Origin of the sequence: Chloroflexus aurantiacus J-10-fl, assembly GCF_000018865.1 — a bacterium.
GTDB classification, from domain to species: Bacteria; Chloroflexota; Chloroflexia; order Chloroflexales; family Chloroflexaceae; genus Chloroflexus; species Chloroflexus aurantiacus.
The window spans coordinates 2,556,612-2,577,559 of sequence record NC_010175.1 but is presented as its reverse complement, the minus strand read 5'-3'; the positions used below and the strand labels follow the sequence as shown (position 1 = coordinate 2,577,559).

Sequence of the window (20,948 nt, the reverse complement as noted above, 5' to 3'; positions counted from 1 at the left end):
CAGTTTAACTGCTGCCGGTTGATATAAGCAATCGGTGGCCGGAGATAGAGTATGAAGATCACGCTGAAGATCTGGCGGCAGAAGAATCGCAATACTCCCGGCGAGTTCAAGACGTATGTCATGGATAACGTCAACCCCGATATGTCGTTCCTCGAGATGCTGGATGTGCTTAACGAGGATCTCATGTCGCGGGGTGAAGAGCCGGTAGCGTTCGATCACGATTGCCGGGAAGGTATCTGTGGTATGTGCTCTCTGATGATTAATGGCGTTGCCCACGGCCCCAAGAACGCCATTACCACCTGTCAATTGCACATGCGCAGTTTCAAAGATGGTGATACCATTACGGTCGAACCCTGGCGTGCATCGGCATTCCCGATCCTGAAAGACCTGGTGGTTGACCGGAGTGCGTTTGACCGGATTATTCAGGCTGGCGGATACATTAGTGTTAGCACCGGATCGGCACCCGACGCCAATACCATTCCGGTATCGAAAGTAGCTGCTGACCGGGCAATGGACGCCGCAGCCTGCATTGGCTGTGGTGCCTGTGTGGCCGCCTGCCCGAATGGTTCGGCGATGCTGTTTACGGCGGCAAAGGTCACCCACCTGGCGCTGCTGCCCCAGGGCCAGCCAGAGCGGTATCAGCGAGTCGTCAATATGGTGGCACAGGCTGATTTCGAGGGTTTCGGCAATTGTACGAATATCGGTGAGTGCGCTGCGGTCTGCCCCAAGGAGATCAGCCTTGAGACGATTGCCCAGCTCAACCGCGATCTGGTGATGGCAGCGCTTCGCGGTATTGAACCGAATACGCCGATTGTGCCGGCGACGACTCGTTAGGCTGTTCGTTATCCACTGTGTCCACGTAATCCCTCTTCCACCGGTGTGGAAGAGGGATTTCTATAGCGCCGGTAATCTCAAATCTACTGCATCTGAACGACGCACTGCCAGACGCTGGCGCTAATGGGACACGGCGTGCCGTGCCCCTACTGACTACAACTCACCGATGCGCCGTCGGCACATCTGGATGACTCCCATCGTTGAGCAAAATGGGGAAACCATTGCGCTGCCGTGCCTGATCGCGGCTGGCGCGGCAACGTTGCCGCCGCACTTCATACCACGCGCCACGGGCAACCCTGTCTGACAAGGGATGATCACACTGTGCACGAAGTCAGCACGCTGGTTCGGCGCATCCGCGCACAGTCGTAGTGTCGGGGTAATCGTTGAGTCGCGTGTCTCGAACACTATTACCCGGCCTTGATACAACCATCACCTCGATCACAAATGCTCCGCCCGATATCGTTCGCGTAGCTCGTCAATACTGATCAGGGAACCATCGACTTCCTCAACAAACCAGTACTCCCAGCCGTTAAACGCCGGTTTGTTCTGGGCCCTGGCGGCAATGGCGTGAATTGATCCGCTAACCCCGTTCCACACGACATGGCCATCAGCCTTGACCGTAGCGATAACGCTGCGGTCACGATTCGAGAGTTGCTGACCAACCGCGATATAGCCCGCCGCGATAAGTTGACCAAATGCCACTCGCGGCGCATCCCGTTTTGAAGGGGTGGTCAAGAGCTGGTGATCGACCGCCACCGGCGTAATGGCAGCCAGCCGGTCGCGGGCAATCGCAACATACGTCGGGTCTTGTTCGATCCCCAGATAGTGCCGGTGTAGCCGTTTGGCAACTGCGCCGGTGGTACCGGAACCGAAGAATGGATCGAGCACGACATCACCCGGTTGTGATGAAGCAAGGATGACCCGGTACAACAGAGCTTCTGGTTTTTGGGTGGCATGCGCTTTACGGCCATCAATTTTGATCCGTTCGGCACCGGTACAGAGTGGGATATGCCAGACATTCTGCATCTATTTATCATCATTCAGATGTTTCATCGCCTGATAATTGAACGTATAGGTCTTCTGATCAGCCGATTTTTTTGCCCAAATAAGGGTTTCGGTCGCGTTTTGAAAGCGGGCACCACGAAAATTGGGCATTGGGTTCACTTTATGCCAGATCACATCGTTCAAAATCCAGAATCCGAGGTCCATCATAATGGCACCTACGCGAAAAATATTGTGGTAGGTGCCAATCACCCAGATAGTGCCGCTATCTTTGAGAATGCGCCGACACTCGCGCAACCAGGCACGGGTGAAGGCATCATAGGCGGTCAAATCAGTAAACTTATCCCACTCATCATCTACCCCTTCGACAAGGGTCTGGTTTGGTCGCCGCAACTCGTTACGCAGTTGCAGGTTATAGGGCGGATCGGCGAAGATAAGATCAACAGACTGATCTGGAAGTTTTGGCAAAATATCCAGACAGTTTCCACAAATGATCTGATCGATTGGAAGCTGCGTGTATTGTTCGGTATCCATATCTTAATCAGCAAAGTCATTCCGTGATCGCATTTCACCGATTGTTACCGATGGCGAACAACCGGTGCTGCTTTCGCTACTTGTTCGAGAACGTTGAGCGTAATCGTAGCCGTATGCCGATATGAAAAACTGGCGGCCTGGGCCAGTCCGCGGGTGCGCAGATCGGATCGTAGCGCCTCATCGCTCAAGAGACGATTGATTGCGGCTGCCCAACCGGCCACATCATCGGGTGCGATGCGGAGTGCGGCGGCTCCAACAACCTCCGGCAATGAACTGGCGTCGCTTACAATCACTGGTGCACCACACGCCATTGCTTCCAGGGGAGGCAAGCCAAACCCTTCATACCGCGATGGATAGGTAAAGATGGTGCATGCCTGATAGAGCAGGGGGCCGTCGTCAACCGGAACATCAATGCGACGGACAGCCTTCGTCAGATCGAGATCGCGGATCAATTGATCAATATCGGGAAAGAGGCGGGGATCACGTCCCAACGCTCTCCCGGCAATCGCCAGCGTACAGTGGGGATGCCGGCCATGTACAAGCGCAAACGCACGTAACAACGTTCCCAGATTTTTTCGTTCATCAAGCCCACCGACATAGTAGATGAAGGGCGGTTGCACACCATAACGGGCGGCAACCAGCGCCTGAGCGGCGTGTACATCAGCGGCTGGACGGTATTGATCACCGGCAGCCAGATAACTCACCGTAACCCGGTCAGATGGGATGGCCAGGTAGTTCAAAATCGTACTCCGGCTGAACGTCGAGAAAGTTAACACATGCGCACTGCGCAGAGCTGCGCGCCGAACTAATGCCATATAGGTCCGCACTGCCCAACTTCCCCGGTAGGCCGGCAAGAGCAACGGTATCAGATCGCCGATAGTGGTGACGACCGGTTGACGTGCCCGTAATGGTGGTGCAAAGTAGGGCACAAAGATCACTGTCGGTTCGCCGTTGCGAGCCAGGCGTTGGGTGATGACAGGGATGGCAATCTGTTCAAAGATGACCTTTGCGATCTGGCGTGGGCCGCCAATCTTTACCGTGATCCCCTCAACACCAACCGGAAGTGCAGGAGTTTTGGTACCAGCCGGTACTACCATCAGGTAACGATGCTGTGGTGCCAGACGATGCAACCAGGGCAGTAAATGATGCAGATACTGGCCGATGCCCACGGTCGGCTGGGACCAAAAGCTGCCGTTGATCACGATCTGCACAGCAAACTCCTCAACAATTCGCAAAGGCAGGGGAATTGGTGCTACGCGGTTTATTGCTCTAATAATAGCCATTGTTGGAGCGATTGTTACAACATTGTACCGCAATTCGCAATTCCGTCAATCGCTTGACTGGTCAATTGACACTCTTCGTCGTCAATGTGATAATCACCCGCACAACCGTAGTCTCCTGGGCATGGCCTTCTCTTACAAGAGCCGCCTCTGAACGTAAGGTGTAGTATGGCACGACATTCTCAGCATCTCAAACCAGAGTCATGGCTGGTAGCAGCCGGACGCACGATTGAAGCCGGTGCGCCGCTCAATGTTCCGCCAATTCCGGCATCCAATTTTCTTATCGGTCAAGGGCGTTCATATGCCCGAAATGATGCAACGCCAACCTGGGAAGCCGTCGAAGAGATTGTTGGTGGTCTTGAAGGCGGACGAGCAGTGGCGTTTGCGTCGGGAATGGCGGCGATTGCTGCCGTGTTTGATCAATTGCCCGCCGGTGCACAGGTTGTGTTACCGGACGATTGTTACCAGGGTGTGACCGGGCTAGCAATGGCCGGGGAAGCGCGTGGACGCTGGTCAGTGCGCCGGTTGGCGCTTACCGATACCGAAGGCTGGCAGCAAGCCTGTGCCGTGGCCGATCTGGTCTGGCTTGAGTCGCCTTCAAATCCGTTGCTCGTCGTTGCCGATCTCCCGGCAATCTGTGCTGCGCCGCGCAAGCCCGGTACCATCGTCGCGGTAGACAATACCTTCGCCACCTCGTTGAACCAGCAGCCACTCGAGTTTGGGGCAACCCTCTCCATTCAATCGGCCACCAAGTTTATCGGCGGACATTCCGACTTGCTCGCAGGTGTGGTAACGACTCGTGATGAACAACTCTGGCACGATTTGCGACGGTCGCGTGAATTGACCGGAGCCACCCCTGGCGCCTTCGAGGCATTTCTGGCGGCGCGTGGTGCGCGCACGCTGGCATTGCGGTTGGAACGGGCGCAGCACAATGCGATGGAGCTGGCCCAACGGCTGTCCCACCACCCGCTGGTTAGCTGTGTCCGTTATCCGGGTTTGCCAACGCATCCAACCCATGCCATTGCCTGTCGCGTATTGAAGGGGTTCGGAACCATTATCTCGTTCGACCTGCGCGGTGATGCCACATTTGCCGATGCAGTCTGCCGCAATGTCAGCCTGATCCGCCATGCAACCAGCCTGGGAGCTGTTGAGTCAACTATGGAGCGACGGGCTGCGATTGCCGGGCAAGAGCATCTGCCACCCACGCTACTGCGGCTTAGCGTTGGGATTGAAGATGTTGATGATCTCTGGGCAGATCTCGATGGAGCGATCCGACGGGCCGCACAGTGAGGATCAACCGGACGACCGGCTGCGTTCGGTACGTAAATGTGCGGCCAACGCGGCGACTGGCGGAAACTCTGTTGCCCACTCGTCATCGAGCGGCCAGAATGAGTCAAGACCGCGGACACCGCTGCGTTCGTAGGCCAGCGCCTGAGCCATCAGCTCAAGCCGATCAACCGCTTTGACCAACCGGGCCTCCCGTGAGGTACCGTCAACATACTCATCCCACAGCGTGAGATACTCATCACTGCGGGACAGATGACCGATCAACGCCGCCAGGCCATCCCGTTCGGCCTGGCGCTTCGCCTCTTTGCCAAGTAGTCGAGTGGCCGATGCCGGCAAATCGCTCAACAGCGACTCGGCCAGGTCGTGCAACAAGGCAATTGCCAGCAATCGCCCGCGATCAATGTCGGCAATCTGATCCCCGATCAGCAGACAGAGAACCGCCACTCCAAACGAGTGTTCGGCAACACTTTCGACATCACGTACTCCACGTTGTAACCAACCGGTGCGCGGCAGCAATTTGAGTGCCAGGAGATGCGGGATAAGTGAACTTAACGCAGGTGATTCCATGTGATTCTTTCCAGAAATGTCTGATACATGCATGGGATTGCCAATCGTGTATAGGTAACAACAATGACTAAGTCAAATCCAGTTCAAGAAACGTCATCGCTCATACCGACAGCGACCTGAGCGTAAATGCGGAGAACGGCGTTTCTGCTACGCCCGTAGTGGTATCACACGCGGCGTGCATACGGTTTCCAGAGCGGGTTGCCCGTGACGCATCGTGTGGCGTGCGGCAGCCACGTTTCCGCACCTGGCATGCGCACCAGCAGGCGCGGGGCGCAGTGCATACCTGTACCGATACGTAACCCGAGTGAAGGGCATGACTCGTGAGCTGGAAGCGCGCTTCACCGGGAACTGCCGGTGCATTGCGGATAATGCAGCAACACATCGTGCAGGGGTAGGGCTGACCAATGACGATTGAGCGCTTCGGCGATGATGCACAGTATGAGTTAAGATTTGATATACCACTGGTGTACTCTGGTACAATACAGGGGTAGAGAACAATCTACTCTCTTTCCCTCGCGATCACGTACCAAACTTGAGCTTCGTATTATACAGAATAACACAATTGCTGAGGCAAGGGACGTTGTAAAGACATCGTAGCACTACCGAGGCACTGAGAGAACCTTTGGGCGGGTAGGGTTGTGGTCATTTGCGGATGCGGGGTGCCGGGAAAGACATGAGGAAGGATGGGCACATGCAACTGCAAACCATCAAGGTTCAGGGATTCAAATCAATCCGCGAACTGGAATTTTCGCTACGCCCCCTCAATATCTTGATCGGTGCGAATGGTAGCGGAAAATCAAACATCTTAGGCGTCTTTGCATTTCTCCGCGCAATGGTTGAACGCCATTTACAGATGTATGTTGCCCGAGCCGGCGGGGCAGATCGCATACTCCACTTCGGTCAAAAAAACACCGACTCATTGCAAATTGAATTGTGGTTTACGAAGAAAAATAGGCGGGCCAGGGGGAATATCATCGCAAATGGATATCGCTGTGCGCTGGTTCCAGCCGTAGGAGATCGCTTCGTGTTTGCCGAGGAACGCGCATTCTTCCATGACCGCCGCTACGAGAAGCCCGTTGAAACACTGTTGGGTTCCGGTCACGAAGAGAGTCTGTTACCGGCCAGTTACGGCAGAGGTATCCCGGCGGATGTCTTCGAGGCAATGCAAAGCTGGATCGTGTATCACTTTCACGATACCAGTGATTCGGCTAGAGTGAAACAAACTGGCGATATTGACGATAACTATTGGTTACGTCAGGATGCATCGAATCTGACCGCATATCTGTACTATATACAGCAACAAGCGCCAGACCATTATCGCAATATTGTCGATGTTATCCGCATGGTTGCCCCCTTTTTCGATGATTTTGTGCTCCGACCCAGTCCGTTTAACCCTAACAAAATAAAACTGGAATGGCGAGAGCGAGGCAGCGATACCTACTTTGATGCTTATGCTCTCTCTGACGGAACCCTACGCTTCATCTGCCTGGCAACGCTGCTCCTCCAACCGGCACGGAAGTTTCCGGCCATCATCTTACTTGATGAACCAGAGATGGGGTTACACCCTTACGCCATACACGTACTGGCCGAATTGCTACATAGTGCAGCCACGCAAACGCAAGTCATTGTGGCTACTCAATCGGTAACGCTCGTTAACCAGTTTGAGCCGGAAGACATCGTTGTTGTTGAACGACAGGATGGTCAGCCTGTCTGTAGACGCTTGACGATGGAGGAGACTGAGACGTGGCTCGACGGTTACGGGCTGGGTGATTTGTGGGAAAAGAATATTCTTGGTGGCAGGCCACTGCCATAACGCATTCCTGGAAGGCATCTTACCCGTCATTGCAGTACGTGTTGCGGTTGAATAACTCTCAACCATCATCCCAACGTAGCATTATGCAACAACCTGACGTTGAGCGCCTCTCATATCACACCTGGTAGAATAGAAGCTATACCACACCAGTCAATACTATTGCACCTGAACGGTTGATCACCGGACAACAGGAGGGACGACGCATGCGTCGCCTCTACAACGCCGACGACCACGTATCAACTCGCCGGTGACACGCTTGAACGATGATCACCGGACACCAGTAGGGGCACGGCATGCCGTGCCCTTACTTCTACTGGCGACATATGATTGTTCTTGTACGGTGCGCACGTCTTGCAGCAGACTCTCACTCAACACTCCCCTCGCGCGGTGCAAGCAGGCGGTTCGTGCGCAGTGTAGCGAGGGTCTGGGCTGCTTCCTCGGCCATGCGCACGATCCGATCCAGGCTGACCCGGAGGGCTGGATCAGATATCTCTTCGCGTACCAGTTGCGCTTCTCCCATGATCACCGTTAAGGCCTGGCTGATATGGTGAGCTGCGCTGCGCACGGTTAGACGCGCTTCATCCACTTCGCTGCGTAATTCTTCGTAGTTACGGACTTGCTGCCGAAGCTGATCGTAGCTGACCGCACGACGGAGCGTGTACCGGAGGGTTTCGTGGTTGATCGGTTTTGTCAGGTAGTCGAAGGCACCGAGTCCCAGGGCTTCAAGCGCCGCTTTCGGCGAATCGTTTGCAGTCGTGACGATAATGAGTGGCCGATCTGGTTCCAGGTTTAACCAGTTGAGAATATCAAACCCACTGCCATCGGGTAAGCCGAGGTCAAGCAGAATGATTCTTGGCCGACGCGAGAGGATCGCCAGACGAGCTTCGGCAATGTTGCGTGCAGTATCTACGGCATAACCGTCGCGCCGCAGCATTGTGGTGAGGGTGAGTTGCAGGATTTGATCGTCTTCCACCAGGAGAATTGGTTCTTGCACCGGATTACCCCATCATGTGAGTGGCAGCCGCCGGCCACAGGAGAGCCGGCCCTGGTAATTCTTAAACCAATCTTCAACCTGTGTGTATTGTACACACTTATTCCGGTTGTTGCATGGTAATCTGACAGGTCGGACAGAAATAGGTGCTCCGCTGAGCGACCACAATCCGTTCAATCGTGCTCTGACAGCGCGGGCACGGCTCACCGGCCCGGTCGTAGACATTAAAATGCTCTTGTTGCGTACCCTGTCGGCCATAACCGTCACGGTAGTTGCGCAACGAACTGCCCTGGTTGGTGATAGCTTCCTGCAGCACGTGCCGGATGGCATGGTGTAGTTCGTTGATCTGTTCCGGCGTAAGCATTGCGCCTGGAGTCAGCGGGTGAATGCGGGCCAGCCAGAGCGCTTCATTGGCGTAGATGTTGCCAATGCCGGCGATCAGGTGTTGATCGAGCAGCAAAGCTTTGATCGGTGCCCGGCGGTTTTGCAGGCGTTCGGCTAATGCAGAGGGAGTAAAATCAGCGGCGAGCGGTTCTGGGCCGTGGACTGCATCCAGAGCGGCCAGCCCTTGCCGGTCGAGCAGGTGGACGCGGCCAAACTTCCGCTGATCGTTGAAGATGAGTCGCCGCCCGTTGTCGAGATCGAGGGCAAAATGGACGTGCCGTGCCTCAGATGTCTCCGGTTCGGCAACCAGCAATTGTCCCGACATGCGCAGATGAATGGCCAGAGTCCACTCACCATCGAGCGACAGCAGCAGCCACTTTGCTCGCCGCCCAATCGCCTCGATGCGCCGTCCGGCAATCAGTGCGGCGAATTCATCAGGTGACGGTGTCAGCATTTTTGGCCAGTCAAGTTTGGCCAGCCCGGTAATTGTGCGTCCCTGAAGCTGCGGGGCGAGGGAGCGGGCAACAGTTTCAACTTCAGGAAGTTCCGGCATAGTACGTTACCTATTCACGCCATTCGGCTTCACCATCGGCCCAATGCTCCTGTTTCCAGATGGGCGCAATCTCTTTGATTCGATCCATAATGTAGGCCGCAGCCGCAAAGGCGGCGTCGCGGTGCGGAGCCGCAACAACAACCAGCACTGCCGTCTCGCCAATCTCTAGCCGACCGACCCGGTGGTGGACACAGACCCGCCCAATCGGCCAGCGCACTCGTGCCTCGTCGGCAATCTGGCGTAACACCGGCACGGCCATTTCGGTGTAGGCTTCGTACACCAGAAATGCCGTAGGCCGTCCACCGAAGTGGTTGCGAACCACGCCGCTAAAGGTGACAACAGCCCCATCATTGGGCGTCTGGACTGCCGCTACCAGTGGCGCTGGATCAAGCGGTTCTGTGGTAATGACAAACGGTTCGACCATACATCAACTCCGTCCGCCACTTACCGGCGGGATAAAGGCGACCTCATCGCCGTTGGCTAACACAGTCGTCGGTTGGGCAAACTGTTGATTCACGGCAAAGAGCAGGCGTCCGGTATAACCGGTCAGGCGGGGATATTCGGCAGTTAGTTGTTCCCACAATTGACCGAGGGTTGTCCCTTCAGCCAGAGTGTAGCTGGCCTCGCTACGCCCAACAATATCGCGGTGTCCGGCGAAGAAGCGTACCGTAACCGTAATCATCAGCCTCCTCCTGACTAGAGCCGGGCTTCCCAGCCACCATCTGCGGTAATGACGGCCCCGGTGAGATAGCCGGCGGTTGGACTGAGCAGGCAAAGGATGACACTGGCCACCTCTTCTGGGGTGCCCAGGCGCCCAAGTGGTACCCGCCGCGCAAAGCTGCGTAACGCTTCATCGGGACGTTGTGCGTTCAGCAAAGCGGCATTGGCGCGGAGCAGTGAGGTGTCAATCATGCCGGGACAGACGCAATTCACCCGTATCCCATCGGCAGCGCCATCGAGCGCCATTGCCCGGGTGAGCGCAATGACCCCACCTTTCGAGGCTGAGTAAGCGGCCCAACCAGCTTCGGCCCGTAACCCGTAGACCGAAGCAACATTGACGATGGCCCCACCGCCGCGTCGGCGTAATTCGGGCATCACAAAGCGCGAAACCAGGAATACACCGGTCAGATTCACGGCAATAATCTCTTGCCAGAGCTGAACGGTCGTGCTTTCAATTGTCCCCGGTTGTTGAATCCCGGCGTTGTTCACCAACAGGTCAATGCCGCCGAACGTTAGCACTGTTTCATTGGCAATCCGGGCCGCATCGGCTTCATCACTGACATCGGCGATAACGGCCAGCGCCCGCCCGCCCCAGGCGTTGATACCGGAAACCAGTGCCGTGGTAGCCGCTTCATCACGGTCGGCAATTACCACTGCGGCCCCTTCACGGGCCAGTGCAAGAGCGGTTGCGCGCCCGATCCCCTGCGCACCGCCGGTAACGATGGCTATTTTGCCTTGAAAGTCCATGGTTCACTCTTCCTCTGTGGCCGGCAATGATGGTGCTGAGTTCCCCGCCTGAAGTGCCTCGGCTGCCACCCGTCGCCAGAAGGCACTGAACCGGCGTGGTGGTTCGCCACGCCACATCACGAATGCCGGTGGCTCGTAGATCATAACCTGTAACCCGCCGGCCCGCAACGCAGCCACATACTCACGAAACCGCGGCGCAACGCTGGCCGTGACATGCACCGTCAGCGCCTGGTGTTCAGCCGCAAAGGCGCGTACTTCGTCAACCACAACCCCGCGCCGGATACTGCCGACCCGTCCGGCAATCGCCTCTAACGCACATTCGTACAGAAAAAAGAGCCGCTTGAAGCTCAGTTGCGCCGTCGCCAGAAACGGTTCATCGAACACAAACACCGCCGGCGCCGTTGGGTTGGCGACCAGCGCCGGATCGGTTGGGCTGAGGCTATCGCCGTGAAGCCAGACAATCCCGCCGCTCATCGCCTTCCCTCCAGTTCGGCCAGTGTCACCCCGAACAGACGCCAGGCCAGGTTTTCATAACTGTCATCAAATGGACAGCCCACCTTTGCCAGCGGGCAGCGAGCGCAGAAGGTGCCGGCGCTAAACCGTTCGACATTCTGCCGGTTGAAGATGTAAGGCTTATGGCTGAACGTGCTGTTCACCCATTGCCACGACAGGCTATTCGAGGCCGGATCTCCGTCGAGCAGATGACGGTAGAAGAGATCGGCACCCTCACGCCAGTCAACCCCTAACCAGTGAATGAGATACGCCGCAACCCACATGCGGGCGTGGTTGTGCATATAACCGACCGTGTACAGCTCGCGGAGCGATTCATCGATGCAGACCAGACCGGTGGTCGCCGCAGTCACGTCTGGTGGTAGACGACGCCGAGGCACACGAGCTTTGTGTTTTGCCGGCTCAATATCGTATCGTGGTGAATCCGGTCGCCGAGATGGGCATACACAAGCTGCCAGAATGCCCGCCAGGCCAGCTCATTGACAAATTTTTCGGTGTCTGGAGTGATACCAAACCGGCCCAATATCGAATCGCGCACTTCGGCCAGGCTTAGCATCCCGTGGCGCAGGTATGGCGAGAGCATGGAAACGCCGCGTTGCACCACATCATTGCGAGTACGGGCATAGTGGTGAACGTTAAATGCGCGCAGCCGACGGAGTGCTGCCCGCCGCCCGCCACGAATCGGCGACGGTTGGGCCGGACCTTGAAAAAGGCCGGCCAGCGCTTCCGCCAGATAAGCGGCCTGCTCTTCACGGGTTGTCAGATCGGTACGGAGTTGCATTGGTTTCAGCTCAACTGCTCTTATCGAGTATACCACGAGTTCGGATGACGGCGAGTATTGCCCGGCACCTTCTGCTGGATGGCCTCTCACCCCAACGAGACCGGTCGGCGTACCATAGGGTGCAAAGGCTGCGCTCACTCCACAGGGTGCGTCCCTTCACTGTCGAAGCGACGAGATACGTTCAATTGTCAGGGCATCATTACCGCGACTGACCAGAGCGTGATTGACGAGTGATCACATCGAGTCGGTCAATCCGTTGCAGCGAGCCAATCAGCGTGCGTAACTCATCAATAGTAAAACCGGACGCATCCAGTGCAAGCCGTACCCCGGCATTACGTCGGGAATTATTTGTCTCAATCGCTACCCGATAACGTTGGCCACGCACCGGTTCGATCCGTACCCGCCAGGGGCCGATCACCTCAACCGGAATGGTCGTATCGAGGCCCGGCAAGCGGTCGTAGGTCAGGATCAACCGACGGCCATCACCGGTGTACAGCACGCCGTTGATGGTCGAGCCACGAAACCGCACCAGTAGCTCACGTTCGATCCCGGCAGGTATCGCCGCCGGCAGTACGAACGTTTCGGGAAGACGCTGAAGGTTCGTTGCCCCAACATCGATCACATTATTCTCGCGCACCAGTGGCCATGCCGGATCGGCGATTGGTTGAATTGCTAAGCCCTCAGTTTCTGCTCTGCCATTCCAGGCCCGCTCGAACGTGAACGCATCGCGAATCTGCTCACCGGTCACCAGCCAGTTAAACGCAACCAGGCGCCAGACCACGCGGCTGGTCTGAGTGCCACCGGGCGGACCGACCAGCTCGGTAATACTCAGCACATGCCCGTCTTGTTCGCTAATCGCCATCAAAACCAGCACCGACTCGGCAGATTCTGCCGGCAGATCGAGTGGACTGATGCCGCGAAAACTGACGATGGAAGCCAGGCGCTCGCCGATGCGTTGCTGGCCTAACAACCGCAGATCGGGGGCAGTCGACGCCTGACGCAGGTATGCCGGCACGATAGCCCATGGCCCGGTGGTGAGACGGGCACGATAGGCCGCCTCTTGCTGTTCAGGCGTTAACACACTCATCACCAGCTCCGGCTCGTTGGGATTGGCCCGTACCGGCAGATCACCGTATAACGTCGGTGCATAAGCGCCATCGAGCGCATAGTAGAAGCGCCGGCTCCCATCACCGAGCTGAAATTCGTAAGGCGCACCACCTTCGACGTGGCGCAGTTGCAAGCGGTGACGGGCAGGATTATCGCGGTCATGCCAGATTTCAGCAAAGAGCGGGGCAATGGTGCGATTGTTGAAATACCACAGGGTCTGATACCGGGCCTGCCAGACGGGGGGGCCTTCTGGTTCGGGAATACCACCGTGCGCCAGTGCCCGTTCAATCAGGGCAGCGGCACTCAGTGCAGGTTCGGCGGCACTCGTCGTCACCACTGTAAAGGGATTGCGGATCAGTCCCGGTAAAACGAGTACGGCAACAATACTGATGAGTGCTACCAGTTGCAAAAGCGGTAACAGGCGGGCAAGCCGATGTTGCGGTGTCTGTGCCGTTTTCAACAGTTGGGCACGAACACTATCAGGTAATGCAGTGGTATTGCGATAATGACGGATCGCCGACATCAACGCCCGACTAACCGCCTGCCATTCACGCTCGAACTGTCGGCAGGGGGTGCAGGCAGTTAAGTGCCGGCGGATCGTCTCGAAGATACGGAGATGTTGGGTTGGATCAATGAGCGCCTGGCGGATCAGCGAACACTCCCGACTGCTCTCTTCAGAGGGGAGGGTATGCCCAAGCGCTGGTGCCAATGCCTGCATCGCCTGAACAAGGGTTGTCATTGCGCTATCGGACGGTATCCCCAGAATGGCAGCAAGCCGACCCTGATCAACGCCGGGCAAACTATATGCCAGCACTGCTACCCGCTGGTCGAGGGGTAAGGCCCGTAAGGGGCCAAGGAGCGGTGCTCCTGGCGGGGCCGGCAATCGCCGCAGCGGCTGGTCAGCAAAACTGGCTCCCGCAACCTGGTAGAGCCGGGCCAGCAGGTCATCATCACGCCAGACCGCGGGTGGATCGCTACGTACTGATTGCAACCACCGCTGAAGCAGGCGGCGGGCCGTTCGTTCATCGGGGGTCAATGCCAGTGCCCAACCGTATAGCAGATCACCGGTATTGACCAACCAGTGCGCCAGTTCAGTGATCATCTTCAATCCGCGTTGATTGTGTCGCCGCCTCATCGTCGGCGGCCAGTTGTTGTTGTAATCGCCACATCGTTCTCATCCGTGCCCGTTGCCACGCTGCACTCTTGGGGCCGGTTTCACGCAACAACACAATGCGCTGGAGAGCAAGGTGCAACGCAGCACGCCGACCGGCCTGCACGGCACCTTCTTTCTGATCGTCCATTGCCAGACCCCCTCATTGCCGGTGACTCAACCGGCAGCCATCCGTTCAAAGCGCCGACCGGCCCGCGCCCCCGGCACCGGTACCGCCGCCAGGACCTCATCAATAATCGTCTGCGCCGTCACATTGCGTACTCGTGCCGCCGGACTGACAATCAAACGATGGCTGAGCACCGGTTGGGCCAGGACCTTCACATCATCAGGGGTCACAAAATCCCGTCCGTTGAGCGCGGCCCAGGCCTGCGCAGCGCGATAGAGGGCAAGCGCACCACGGGTACTGGCACCGAGGTACACATCACCGTGATCGCGGGTTGCAGTGGTCAGCGCCACGATATACTCAACAATCAGGTCATCCACATGAACCTGTTTGATCACCTCTTGCAGATGCAAAAGATCGTTCATATCAACCACTGTTGGCAACGTTTCGAGCGGATGGCCTTCACGTTGCCGCTTCAGAATCGCGATCTCATCGAGTCGGTCGGCATACCCCAAATGCACTCGTAACAGAAAGCGGTCGAGTTGGGCTTCCGGGAGAGGAAACGTGCCCTCGTACTCGATTGGGTTTTGGGTAGCCAGCACGATGAACGGCTGCGGCAGAGCGTGTGTCACGCCATCAACCGTGATCTGGCGCTCCTCCATCGCCTCAAGCAACGCCGACTGCGTCTTCGGTGTTGCCCGGTTTATCTCATCGGCCAGCACAATCTGCGCCATAATCGGCCCAGGCCGAAATTCAAACTCGCGGGTCTGCTGATTGAAGATCGAAACACCGGTAACATCACCCGGTAGCAGATCGGGCGTGCATTGAATGCGTTTGAAGCTCGAACCAATCGAGCGTGCGATGCTCTTCGCCAGCATGGTCTTGCCGGTACCGGGAACATCCTCGATTAAGACGTGACCACGGCAGAGCAACGCAACCAGTACCAGCTCAACGATCCGCCGTTTTCCAACGATGACTTGTTCGACATTATTGACAATACGTGCAGCAATACGCTGAACCTCTTCCACAGGTACCTCAATTCAGATGACTATTTGTCGGATGCAAAAGCAGTATACCACGATCACGCGGCGCGGGAAGGGTGCGGCAACTGGTTCGAGCTGAGTGGGAATAGGGGAAGAGAACGGGTAAGAGCAGGAACACTGCTGGTTATGAGAATACCATGAATGTTGCAGTCCAGGCACACTCCACAGGTATGGTGTTCAGACTGCAACATTCATAGCAACCACAGACGCTAACAACCTCTGCCCGCCTACGGCAGTGGAATACCAGGCGAGGTACTACCGCCACGAACACCATTGCCGGGATAGATCGAGCGTTCGGCCACGATGGGCTGATTACTGCGCACAATGGCAGCCACAGCCGTTTCATCGGGGAATGCCTCCTGGAGCGCCAGTGTGTAACGGGCACCCGCCGGAATACGCACACTCAGGCTGGTCTTTGTTCCATCGCCAAAAATGACCTCAATGGTGGCAATGGTGGACAATGGGCTAACATTTGACAGACACAGATAGTAGCTGGCATCACTGGTACGGCCATCGATAAATACCCAGCGGTACGCCGGAGACTGGGCACCGGTGCCAATGGTACCGACCGCACCACCGGCAAAGTACATTGCTCGCTCCACCGCAACGGGACGATCCGCAATGACTTCGGTGGCGAAGCCAAGATCAGGAACAACTTCGTTGACATCAATTGCCAGTTGTGCCCGTGGAGGAATTGCATAACGGCGAGTAGCCGCAATCCCATCCGGGCCACGGAAGATTGCTTCGACATTGGCCGGCTGATTGTTCGGATTCAGCACCAAAAACTGGGTGCGAAACTCGCCTTCGGTAGTACCCTCGGCAAACAGCCAGCGCCGCGAGAGCGTATCGATACCTCGACCGGTATGCAAACCGCTTCCATTCGGGCCAAAACGCATTGTGCGCTCAACCGCAACCGGCTGGTCGGCAATGACCCGCATCCCAAAACTCGCATCGGCGAGCGGGCGAGAGCCATCGGGGAGCGTTATATCGTGTACCGCGACCACCAGACGATTCTGGGCGCCGATCTGCACCTCTTGCTCGAAGACGGTTCCATCGCGGCGCATATACGTGATCTGCGCTCTGGTGTCGTTGGGTTGCGGATTAAAGATGATGAGATAAGTTTGGGTCTGGTTGGTTGTACTCCCTTCGGCGAAATACCAGACCCGCGATAGGCGGTCAATACCAGGCCCGCTATCTATGTCGGTTGTGAGAGCCATAGAGCGCTCGGCCAGAATCGCTTCGTTGGCTTCAACAATTGCCGGCAGCGCACTTGCGTTCGGAGCAATCTCATTCACATTCACGTCAGCTCGACCACCACCAGGTACCTGGATTTCACGGATGATCGGTTGCCCGGTTGGGGGGAAGAGTGTCACCCGTGCTGTAGCCGGACGTGGTGCGGGATTGTACATACTCAGCCGCTGACTGTAACCTGCGGTATTACCTTCAGCGAAGTACCAGCGTGCACGAACTGTTGATCTGTCAACCTGTGTACGCAATAATGGCAAAAGTTCGCGCGTTGGCGGGTACGGATCAACCGCCGTAGCACTGACCTCGAAATGACCGGCGATGGCGGGGCGTAATATCCCGTCAGTTGCGGTCGGTTGCAGATCAGTAGGAGCGATGGCATACGTCTGGGTGAGCCATGCCAGCAAGGCGACGAGTCGAGATTGGGCAGCGGCTGAAGGTGCCTGATCGGCAGGCGTGAGTAGCGCAACATGCACATCCGCCTCACTACCGGCAACCTGGCGCACCAGCGAGGTTGGCCCTCCCAGCCGGCCTTCAAAGAGATTCCCTTCGTTGTCAATAATGTAGTGATATATCAGATCGTCCCAGTCGAGCACGCTGGTCTGATAGATAAGCAACGCACGGAGATATGACAGAGTCGCTGATGGCGGAATATCGACAGCCAGTTGATGGATGACGACCCCTCGCGGATCACGACGATCAGGTCGGGCCGCTGCCGGTTCGGCCCAATCGGTACGAGCGATGTGCAGCGGGCGCGGTGTCAAGACGGGCTTCCCAAACAGAATTGGCCGTTGTGGTAAACCGGCGGCGAAGACCGGTGGCGAAATCTGGGTTGCCAGGTAGGTGATCGTCACCTCATTGAGCACTGCAGAAGCGCGTGGTACCTCGCTGGTAAAGGTCGCACGTAATTGCAGATAGCGGGTATCGTCTGGCAGTACCAGCGGAGCCGCAGTCGTAAACGCATCTGGATCGGCAGCAGGTGGTTCATCGGCCACGACGAGCGGTTGCCATGGCCCCCAGCCCTCATCGCCATTCGCAGGTGGCGTTGTGCGTGCACGCAGTTCCAACCGTACAGCGGTGCCGGTAACCAGATCGGCACGCCAGACAGCACCGACAGCGTTGGTTGCAAACGCTGTTTCAAACGGCGCCGAGAGAAAACTGCCCTCGTTTGCCTCGGCTGCCAGGCGTAATTCACCACCAGCGTTGTTCACGACCAGCAGATTTTGACTCTCACCGGCCTGCCAGTCGCGCACACTGCTCAGGCGCCAGCTCGACACCTGTGCCGTCAGCGCGACTGGGCGAGCAATGACCGGTAGCGTCCATACCAGCATGCCGGCCAGAGCGATGAGCAGGCTTAGTCTCAGCCCTGTGTGTCGGATCATAAGTAATGCCCCGCTGCAAACTCGTCGACGACTCCTCCGTTGCTATGGTGTTGGGCGCACGGCGCCGTTGAAGGCACCTTTGTAAATATTCGCCGAGTCGTAGAGTAGCCAACCCGATGCAGCTTCCGGTTGCTCTTCGGTGGCGTCAATCTGAGCACGCACTTCAGCCGGGCCGTATTCGACGACTACCGGCGACCAGGGATCGGTGTGATCCTGAAGCCATGGGCGTTGCCGTCCATAACTGCCTGCCATCTGACGGCCACCATTCCGTACTGCAATCTGGAGCGTTTCATACGGAAATTTGACCGGCACCGCAATGTTCTCCAGTCCACCCCACCACAGCGATGGATAAGGCATTGGGCAAACGTAATCGGTATGCTCACCCATCCGTGCCATATCCTGCGCAATGGTGAGCGAAGGGCCATTCACTACCCGCCCAAAGACATCAACTGACATAAAGGCACCGGCTGAATTTACTGCGTGGTGGGCACGTTGCATGAACTCGATAATGACATCGTACATGCGACCTGGATTGCCGACCGGATCGATTGGTTCGCTGAACAGCAGCTTATCGCGAAACTCTTCTCTGGTACCGAACCAGTCCGGGAAGCGGATGTAATCAAAATTGATCTCGTCAAACCCCATCTGAGCCGCTTCAACTGCCAGCGCGATATTGTAATCCCAGACATTCTGATTGGTCGGATCGAGATAGGCGTAACGAATCCCAGGTCCTGGATAGTCGGCATACACCTCACCGGTTGAGCGCAGGCGGATTGACCATTCAGGGCGCGCATCAGATAACGCATTATCGTGCGAAAAGAGCTGGACGCGCGCAATCGTGTAGATGCCACGCTCTTTCGCTTTAGCCAGGATGGATTGGAAATCGACCCTTGGCGTGCTCAATCCCAGTTCACGGACCAGCGGTACCTGGGAGTCATAGTAGACCATGCCCAGATCATCGCGCAGATCGCTCTTGATATCGATCACTATCGCATTTAGTTCGGTACGATCAATCAGATCAAGAAAACGATCAACCAATCGTGGCACCGATGCCACCGCTGCCGTAATGTAGATTCCCCGCACGTAGAAGGGTTCCAGCTCAATCTGCTGCGGCATATTACCAGGCTCAATCGGGATCACCCGCTTGGCATACCCCGGAGCCAGTACCTGCACAAAACCACGTTCAGGCAGGTCGGGCAGTCGGAAGCGACCCTCGATACTATCGTTGATGCGAGTAAATGCAACGGCAGTTGAGGTCAGAGTCTCGGTGGCGATAATCGCCGCATTGGGCACCGGTTTACCGGTAGTAGCGTCGATAAGCTGTCCAATGAGCGTATCGGGACGAAGCGTGACGTCGAGACTTGTCGTGCGGGTAAACGGTTGTGTCGTTGTTGCAAAACCATCGGCTTCGACAGTGATCTCACCCTGTTCGGCAGGAAGATCACGAAGCAGATAACGCCCTTCGGCATCCGTCGTCGTTCGCACATCAGCCAGTGTCACCGTTGCACCAGCTATGGGTTCGCCGGTATACACATTGGTGACCTGGCCGCGCAACGTGTTCGGGCGCACACTGACGTCGAGTCTGGTCGCGCGTGAAATTGTCTCGCTCGCCGGAGCGTAATCAGGTGCGCGTACCGTCACGGTAAACGACTCAGGCACACCGGCTAGCGTGTACTGCCCATCGGCATCAGTCGTTGTGCGCAGGGTATCGTCATTATTCAACAGCACCTCGGCCCCACTGACCGGCGCGCCGGTGTACGCATCGGTTACCCGACCACTAAGGACGTTGGGACGAAGCGCTGTTGTAATCGTGACTGTAAAGACACCGCTCTCACCCACACCGGGTTGACTGGCCAGGGGTAGACTTATCGGCTCATACGCTGGTGCCTGTAATGCCAGCGTGTCTTCGGGTCGCCAGCGTTCGGTTTGAAAACGCCCCTGTTCATCAGTGGTTAGGGTCAGATCGCCAATCGCTACCGTAGCATTGGGAACGGGTGCACCGGTGTAGGCATCGGTAACTGTTCCAGTTAATACAACTGGCCGTGATGCACAGCCAGTGATAATCATGATACAGAGCAAACAGAGTAACCAGAGGCGAACAGTTCGCCGCGAGAACAACACCATGGTTGGCAGACTCCTTTAGTTGGAATGAAACGTGCCATCATTCGGCAAACACCGATTGAACGTATCTTAAAGTGCCGATAGACGGCTGTCAAGTGATTGAGAGGTGATAGGAGGTAGGAGATAGGAGATAGAAGTTAGGAGTTAGAAGTTAGGAGTTAGAAGTTAGGAGTTAGAAGTTAGGAGTTAGAAGTTAGGAGTTAGAAGTTAGGAGTTAGAAGTTAGGAGTTAGAAGTTAGGAGTTAGAAGTTAGGAGTTAGAAGTTAGGAGTTAGAAGTTAGAAGTTAGGAGTTAGAAGTTAGAAAATCAATATTGATAGACTATTTTTGTTTTTGCTCTCTATCTCCTATTTCCTATCTCCTATTTCCTATCTCCTATTTCCTATCTCCTATTTCCTATCTCCTATTTCCTATCTCCTATTTCCTATCTCCTATTTCCTATCTCCTATTTCCTATCTCCTATTTCCTATCTCCTATTTCCTATCTCCTATTTCCTATCTCCTATTTCCTATCTCCTATTTCCTATCTCCTATTTCCTATCTCCTATTTCCTATCTCCTATTTCCTATCTCCTATTTCCTATCTCCTATTTCCTATCTCCTATTTCCTATCTCCTATTTCCTATCTCCTATTTCCTATCTCCTATTTCCTATCTCCTATTTCCTATCTCCTATTTCCTATCTCCTATTTCCTATCTCCTATTTCCTATCTCCTATTTCCTATCTCCTATTTCCTATCTCCTATTTCCTATCTCCTATTTCCTATCTCCTATTTC

19 protein-coding genes and 1 pseudogene are annotated in these 20,948 nt (G+C 56.1%); 3 read left to right on the top strand and 17 right to left on the bottom strand.

What is annotated here, in order from left to right; translation table 11 throughout:
- The first annotated feature begins 51 nt into the window (after positions 1-51).
- On the top strand, positions 52-834 hold the full coding sequence (locus tag CAUR_RS09825) for a succinate dehydrogenase/fumarate reductase iron-sulfur subunit (protein WP_012257749.1): 783 nt from the start codon (positions 52-54) through the stop codon (positions 832-834).
- A gap of 438 nt (positions 835-1,272) precedes the next feature.
- Here CAUR_RS09825 and CAUR_RS22045 read toward each other — a convergent pair whose 3' ends face one another.
- From CAUR_RS22045 to CAUR_RS09815, 3 genes and pseudogenes are all read right to left on the bottom strand, one after another.
- Entirely contained in the window at positions 1,273-1,590 is a 318-nt protein-coding gene (locus tag CAUR_RS22045) for a restriction system modified-DNA reader domain-containing protein (protein ID WP_273067090.1), read from the bottom strand.
- A 36-nt stretch (positions 1,591-1,626) separates the two neighbouring features.
- Positions 1,627-2,370: pseudogene (locus CAUR_RS21205) on the bottom strand (DNA-methyltransferase); the annotation flags it as partial.
- Between the two features lie 44 nt (positions 2,371-2,414).
- Positions 2,415-3,581 carry a glycosyltransferase family 4 protein gene (locus tag CAUR_RS09815; protein WP_015909136.1) on the bottom strand — a complete coding sequence of 389 codons (1,167 nt, stop codon included), beginning with the start codon at positions 3,579-3,581 and terminating at the stop codon, positions 2,415-2,417.
- A gap of 237 nt (positions 3,582-3,818) precedes the next feature.
- Here CAUR_RS09815 and CAUR_RS09810 point away from each other — a divergent pair, with 237 nt between their 5' ends.
- On the top strand, positions 3,819-4,940 hold the full coding sequence (locus CAUR_RS09810) for a trans-sulfuration enzyme family protein (protein ID WP_012257747.1): 1,122 nt from the start codon (positions 3,819-3,821) through the stop codon (positions 4,938-4,940).
- Positions 4,941-4,943: 3 nt separating this feature from the next.
- Here the strand turns inward: CAUR_RS09810 and CAUR_RS09805 are convergent, their stop codons facing one another.
- Positions 4,944-5,504, bottom strand: coding sequence for an HD domain-containing protein (locus CAUR_RS09805; protein ID WP_015909135.1), 561 nt, complete (start codon positions 5,502-5,504; stop codon positions 4,944-4,946).
- A 691-nt stretch (positions 5,505-6,195) separates the two neighbouring features.
- Between CAUR_RS09805 and CAUR_RS09800 the strand changes: the two genes are divergently transcribed.
- Positions 6,196-7,317 carry an AAA family ATPase gene (locus CAUR_RS09800; protein WP_015909134.1) on the top strand — a complete coding sequence of 374 codons (1,122 nt, stop codon included), beginning with the start codon at positions 6,196-6,198 and terminating at the stop codon, positions 7,315-7,317.
- A gap of 364 nt (positions 7,318-7,681) precedes the next feature.
- Here the strand turns inward: CAUR_RS09800 and CAUR_RS09795 are convergent, their stop codons facing one another.
- The 13 genes from CAUR_RS09795 to CAUR_RS09740 all read right to left on the bottom strand — a co-directional run bounded on the left by CAUR_RS09795 (position 7,682) and on the right by CAUR_RS09740 (position 20,178).
- Entirely contained in the window at positions 7,682-8,311 is a 630-nt protein-coding gene (locus CAUR_RS09795; protein WP_012257744.1) for a response regulator, read from the bottom strand.
- A 97-nt stretch (positions 8,312-8,408) separates the two neighbouring features.
- The gene (mutM, locus tag CAUR_RS09790; protein WP_012257743.1) at positions 8,409-9,245 is read right to left on the bottom strand and encodes a bifunctional DNA-formamidopyrimidine glycosylase/DNA-(apurinic or apyrimidinic site) lyase; all 837 of its coding nucleotides are present in this window, start codon (positions 9,243-9,245) and stop codon (positions 8,409-8,411) included.
- Between the two features lie 10 nt (positions 9,246-9,255).
- On the bottom strand, positions 9,256-9,669 hold the full coding sequence (locus tag CAUR_RS09785) for a molybdenum cofactor biosynthesis protein MoaE (RefSeq protein ID WP_012257742.1): 414 nt from the start codon (positions 9,667-9,669) through the stop codon (positions 9,256-9,258).
- 3 nt (positions 9,670-9,672) lie between these two features.
- The gene (gene moaD, locus CAUR_RS09780; RefSeq protein ID WP_012257741.1) at positions 9,673-9,927 is read right to left on the bottom strand and encodes a molybdopterin converting factor subunit 1; all 255 of its coding nucleotides are present in this window, start codon (positions 9,925-9,927) and stop codon (positions 9,673-9,675) included.
- 14 nt (positions 9,928-9,941) lie between these two features.
- Positions 9,942-10,712, bottom strand: a complete 771-nt coding sequence (locus tag CAUR_RS09775) for an SDR family NAD(P)-dependent oxidoreductase (RefSeq protein ID WP_012257740.1) — start codon at positions 10,710-10,712, stop codon at positions 9,942-9,944.
- A gap of 3 nt (positions 10,713-10,715) precedes the next feature.
- Positions 10,716-11,186 carry a cryptochrome/DNA photolyase family protein gene (locus CAUR_RS09770; protein ID WP_012257739.1) on the bottom strand — a complete coding sequence of 157 codons (471 nt, stop codon included), beginning with the start codon at positions 11,184-11,186 and terminating at the stop codon, positions 10,716-10,718.
- Entirely contained in the window at positions 11,183-11,602 is a 420-nt protein-coding gene (locus tag CAUR_RS21530) for an FAD-binding domain-containing protein (RefSeq protein ID WP_242605119.1), read from the bottom strand. The genes CAUR_RS09770 and CAUR_RS21530 overlap by 4 nt, the downstream gene beginning before the upstream one ends.
- Positions 11,572-12,003 (bottom strand): hypothetical protein, encoded by a 432-nt coding sequence (locus tag CAUR_RS21525; protein ID WP_242605118.1) that lies wholly within the window; start codon positions 12,001-12,003, stop codon positions 11,572-11,574. The genes CAUR_RS21530 and CAUR_RS21525 overlap by 31 nt, the downstream gene beginning before the upstream one ends.
- A 199-nt stretch (positions 12,004-12,202) precedes the next feature.
- Positions 12,203-14,212 (bottom strand): hypothetical protein, encoded by a 2,010-nt coding sequence (locus CAUR_RS09760; RefSeq protein WP_012257738.1) that lies wholly within the window; start codon positions 14,210-14,212, stop codon positions 12,203-12,205.
- Entirely contained in the window at positions 14,202-14,411 is a 210-nt protein-coding gene (locus CAUR_RS09755; RefSeq protein WP_012257737.1) for a hypothetical protein, read from the bottom strand. The genes CAUR_RS09760 and CAUR_RS09755 overlap by 11 nt, the downstream gene beginning before the upstream one ends.
- 26 nt (positions 14,412-14,437) lie before the next feature.
- Positions 14,438-15,412 carry an AAA family ATPase gene (locus tag CAUR_RS09750; RefSeq protein ID WP_012257736.1) on the bottom strand — a complete coding sequence of 325 codons (975 nt, stop codon included), beginning with the start codon at positions 15,410-15,412 and terminating at the stop codon, positions 14,438-14,440.
- Positions 15,413-15,654: 242 nt separating this feature from the next.
- The gene (locus CAUR_RS09745; protein WP_012257735.1) at positions 15,655-18,054 is read right to left on the bottom strand and encodes a peptidoglycan recognition protein family protein; all 2,400 of its coding nucleotides are present in this window, start codon (positions 18,052-18,054) and stop codon (positions 15,655-15,657) included.
- A gap of 42 nt (positions 18,055-18,096) precedes the next feature.
- Positions 18,097-20,178, bottom strand: a complete 2,082-nt coding sequence (locus tag CAUR_RS09740) for a putative glycoside hydrolase (protein ID WP_012257734.1) — start codon at positions 20,176-20,178, stop codon at positions 18,097-18,099.
- Positions 20,179-20,948 lie beyond the last annotated feature (770 nt).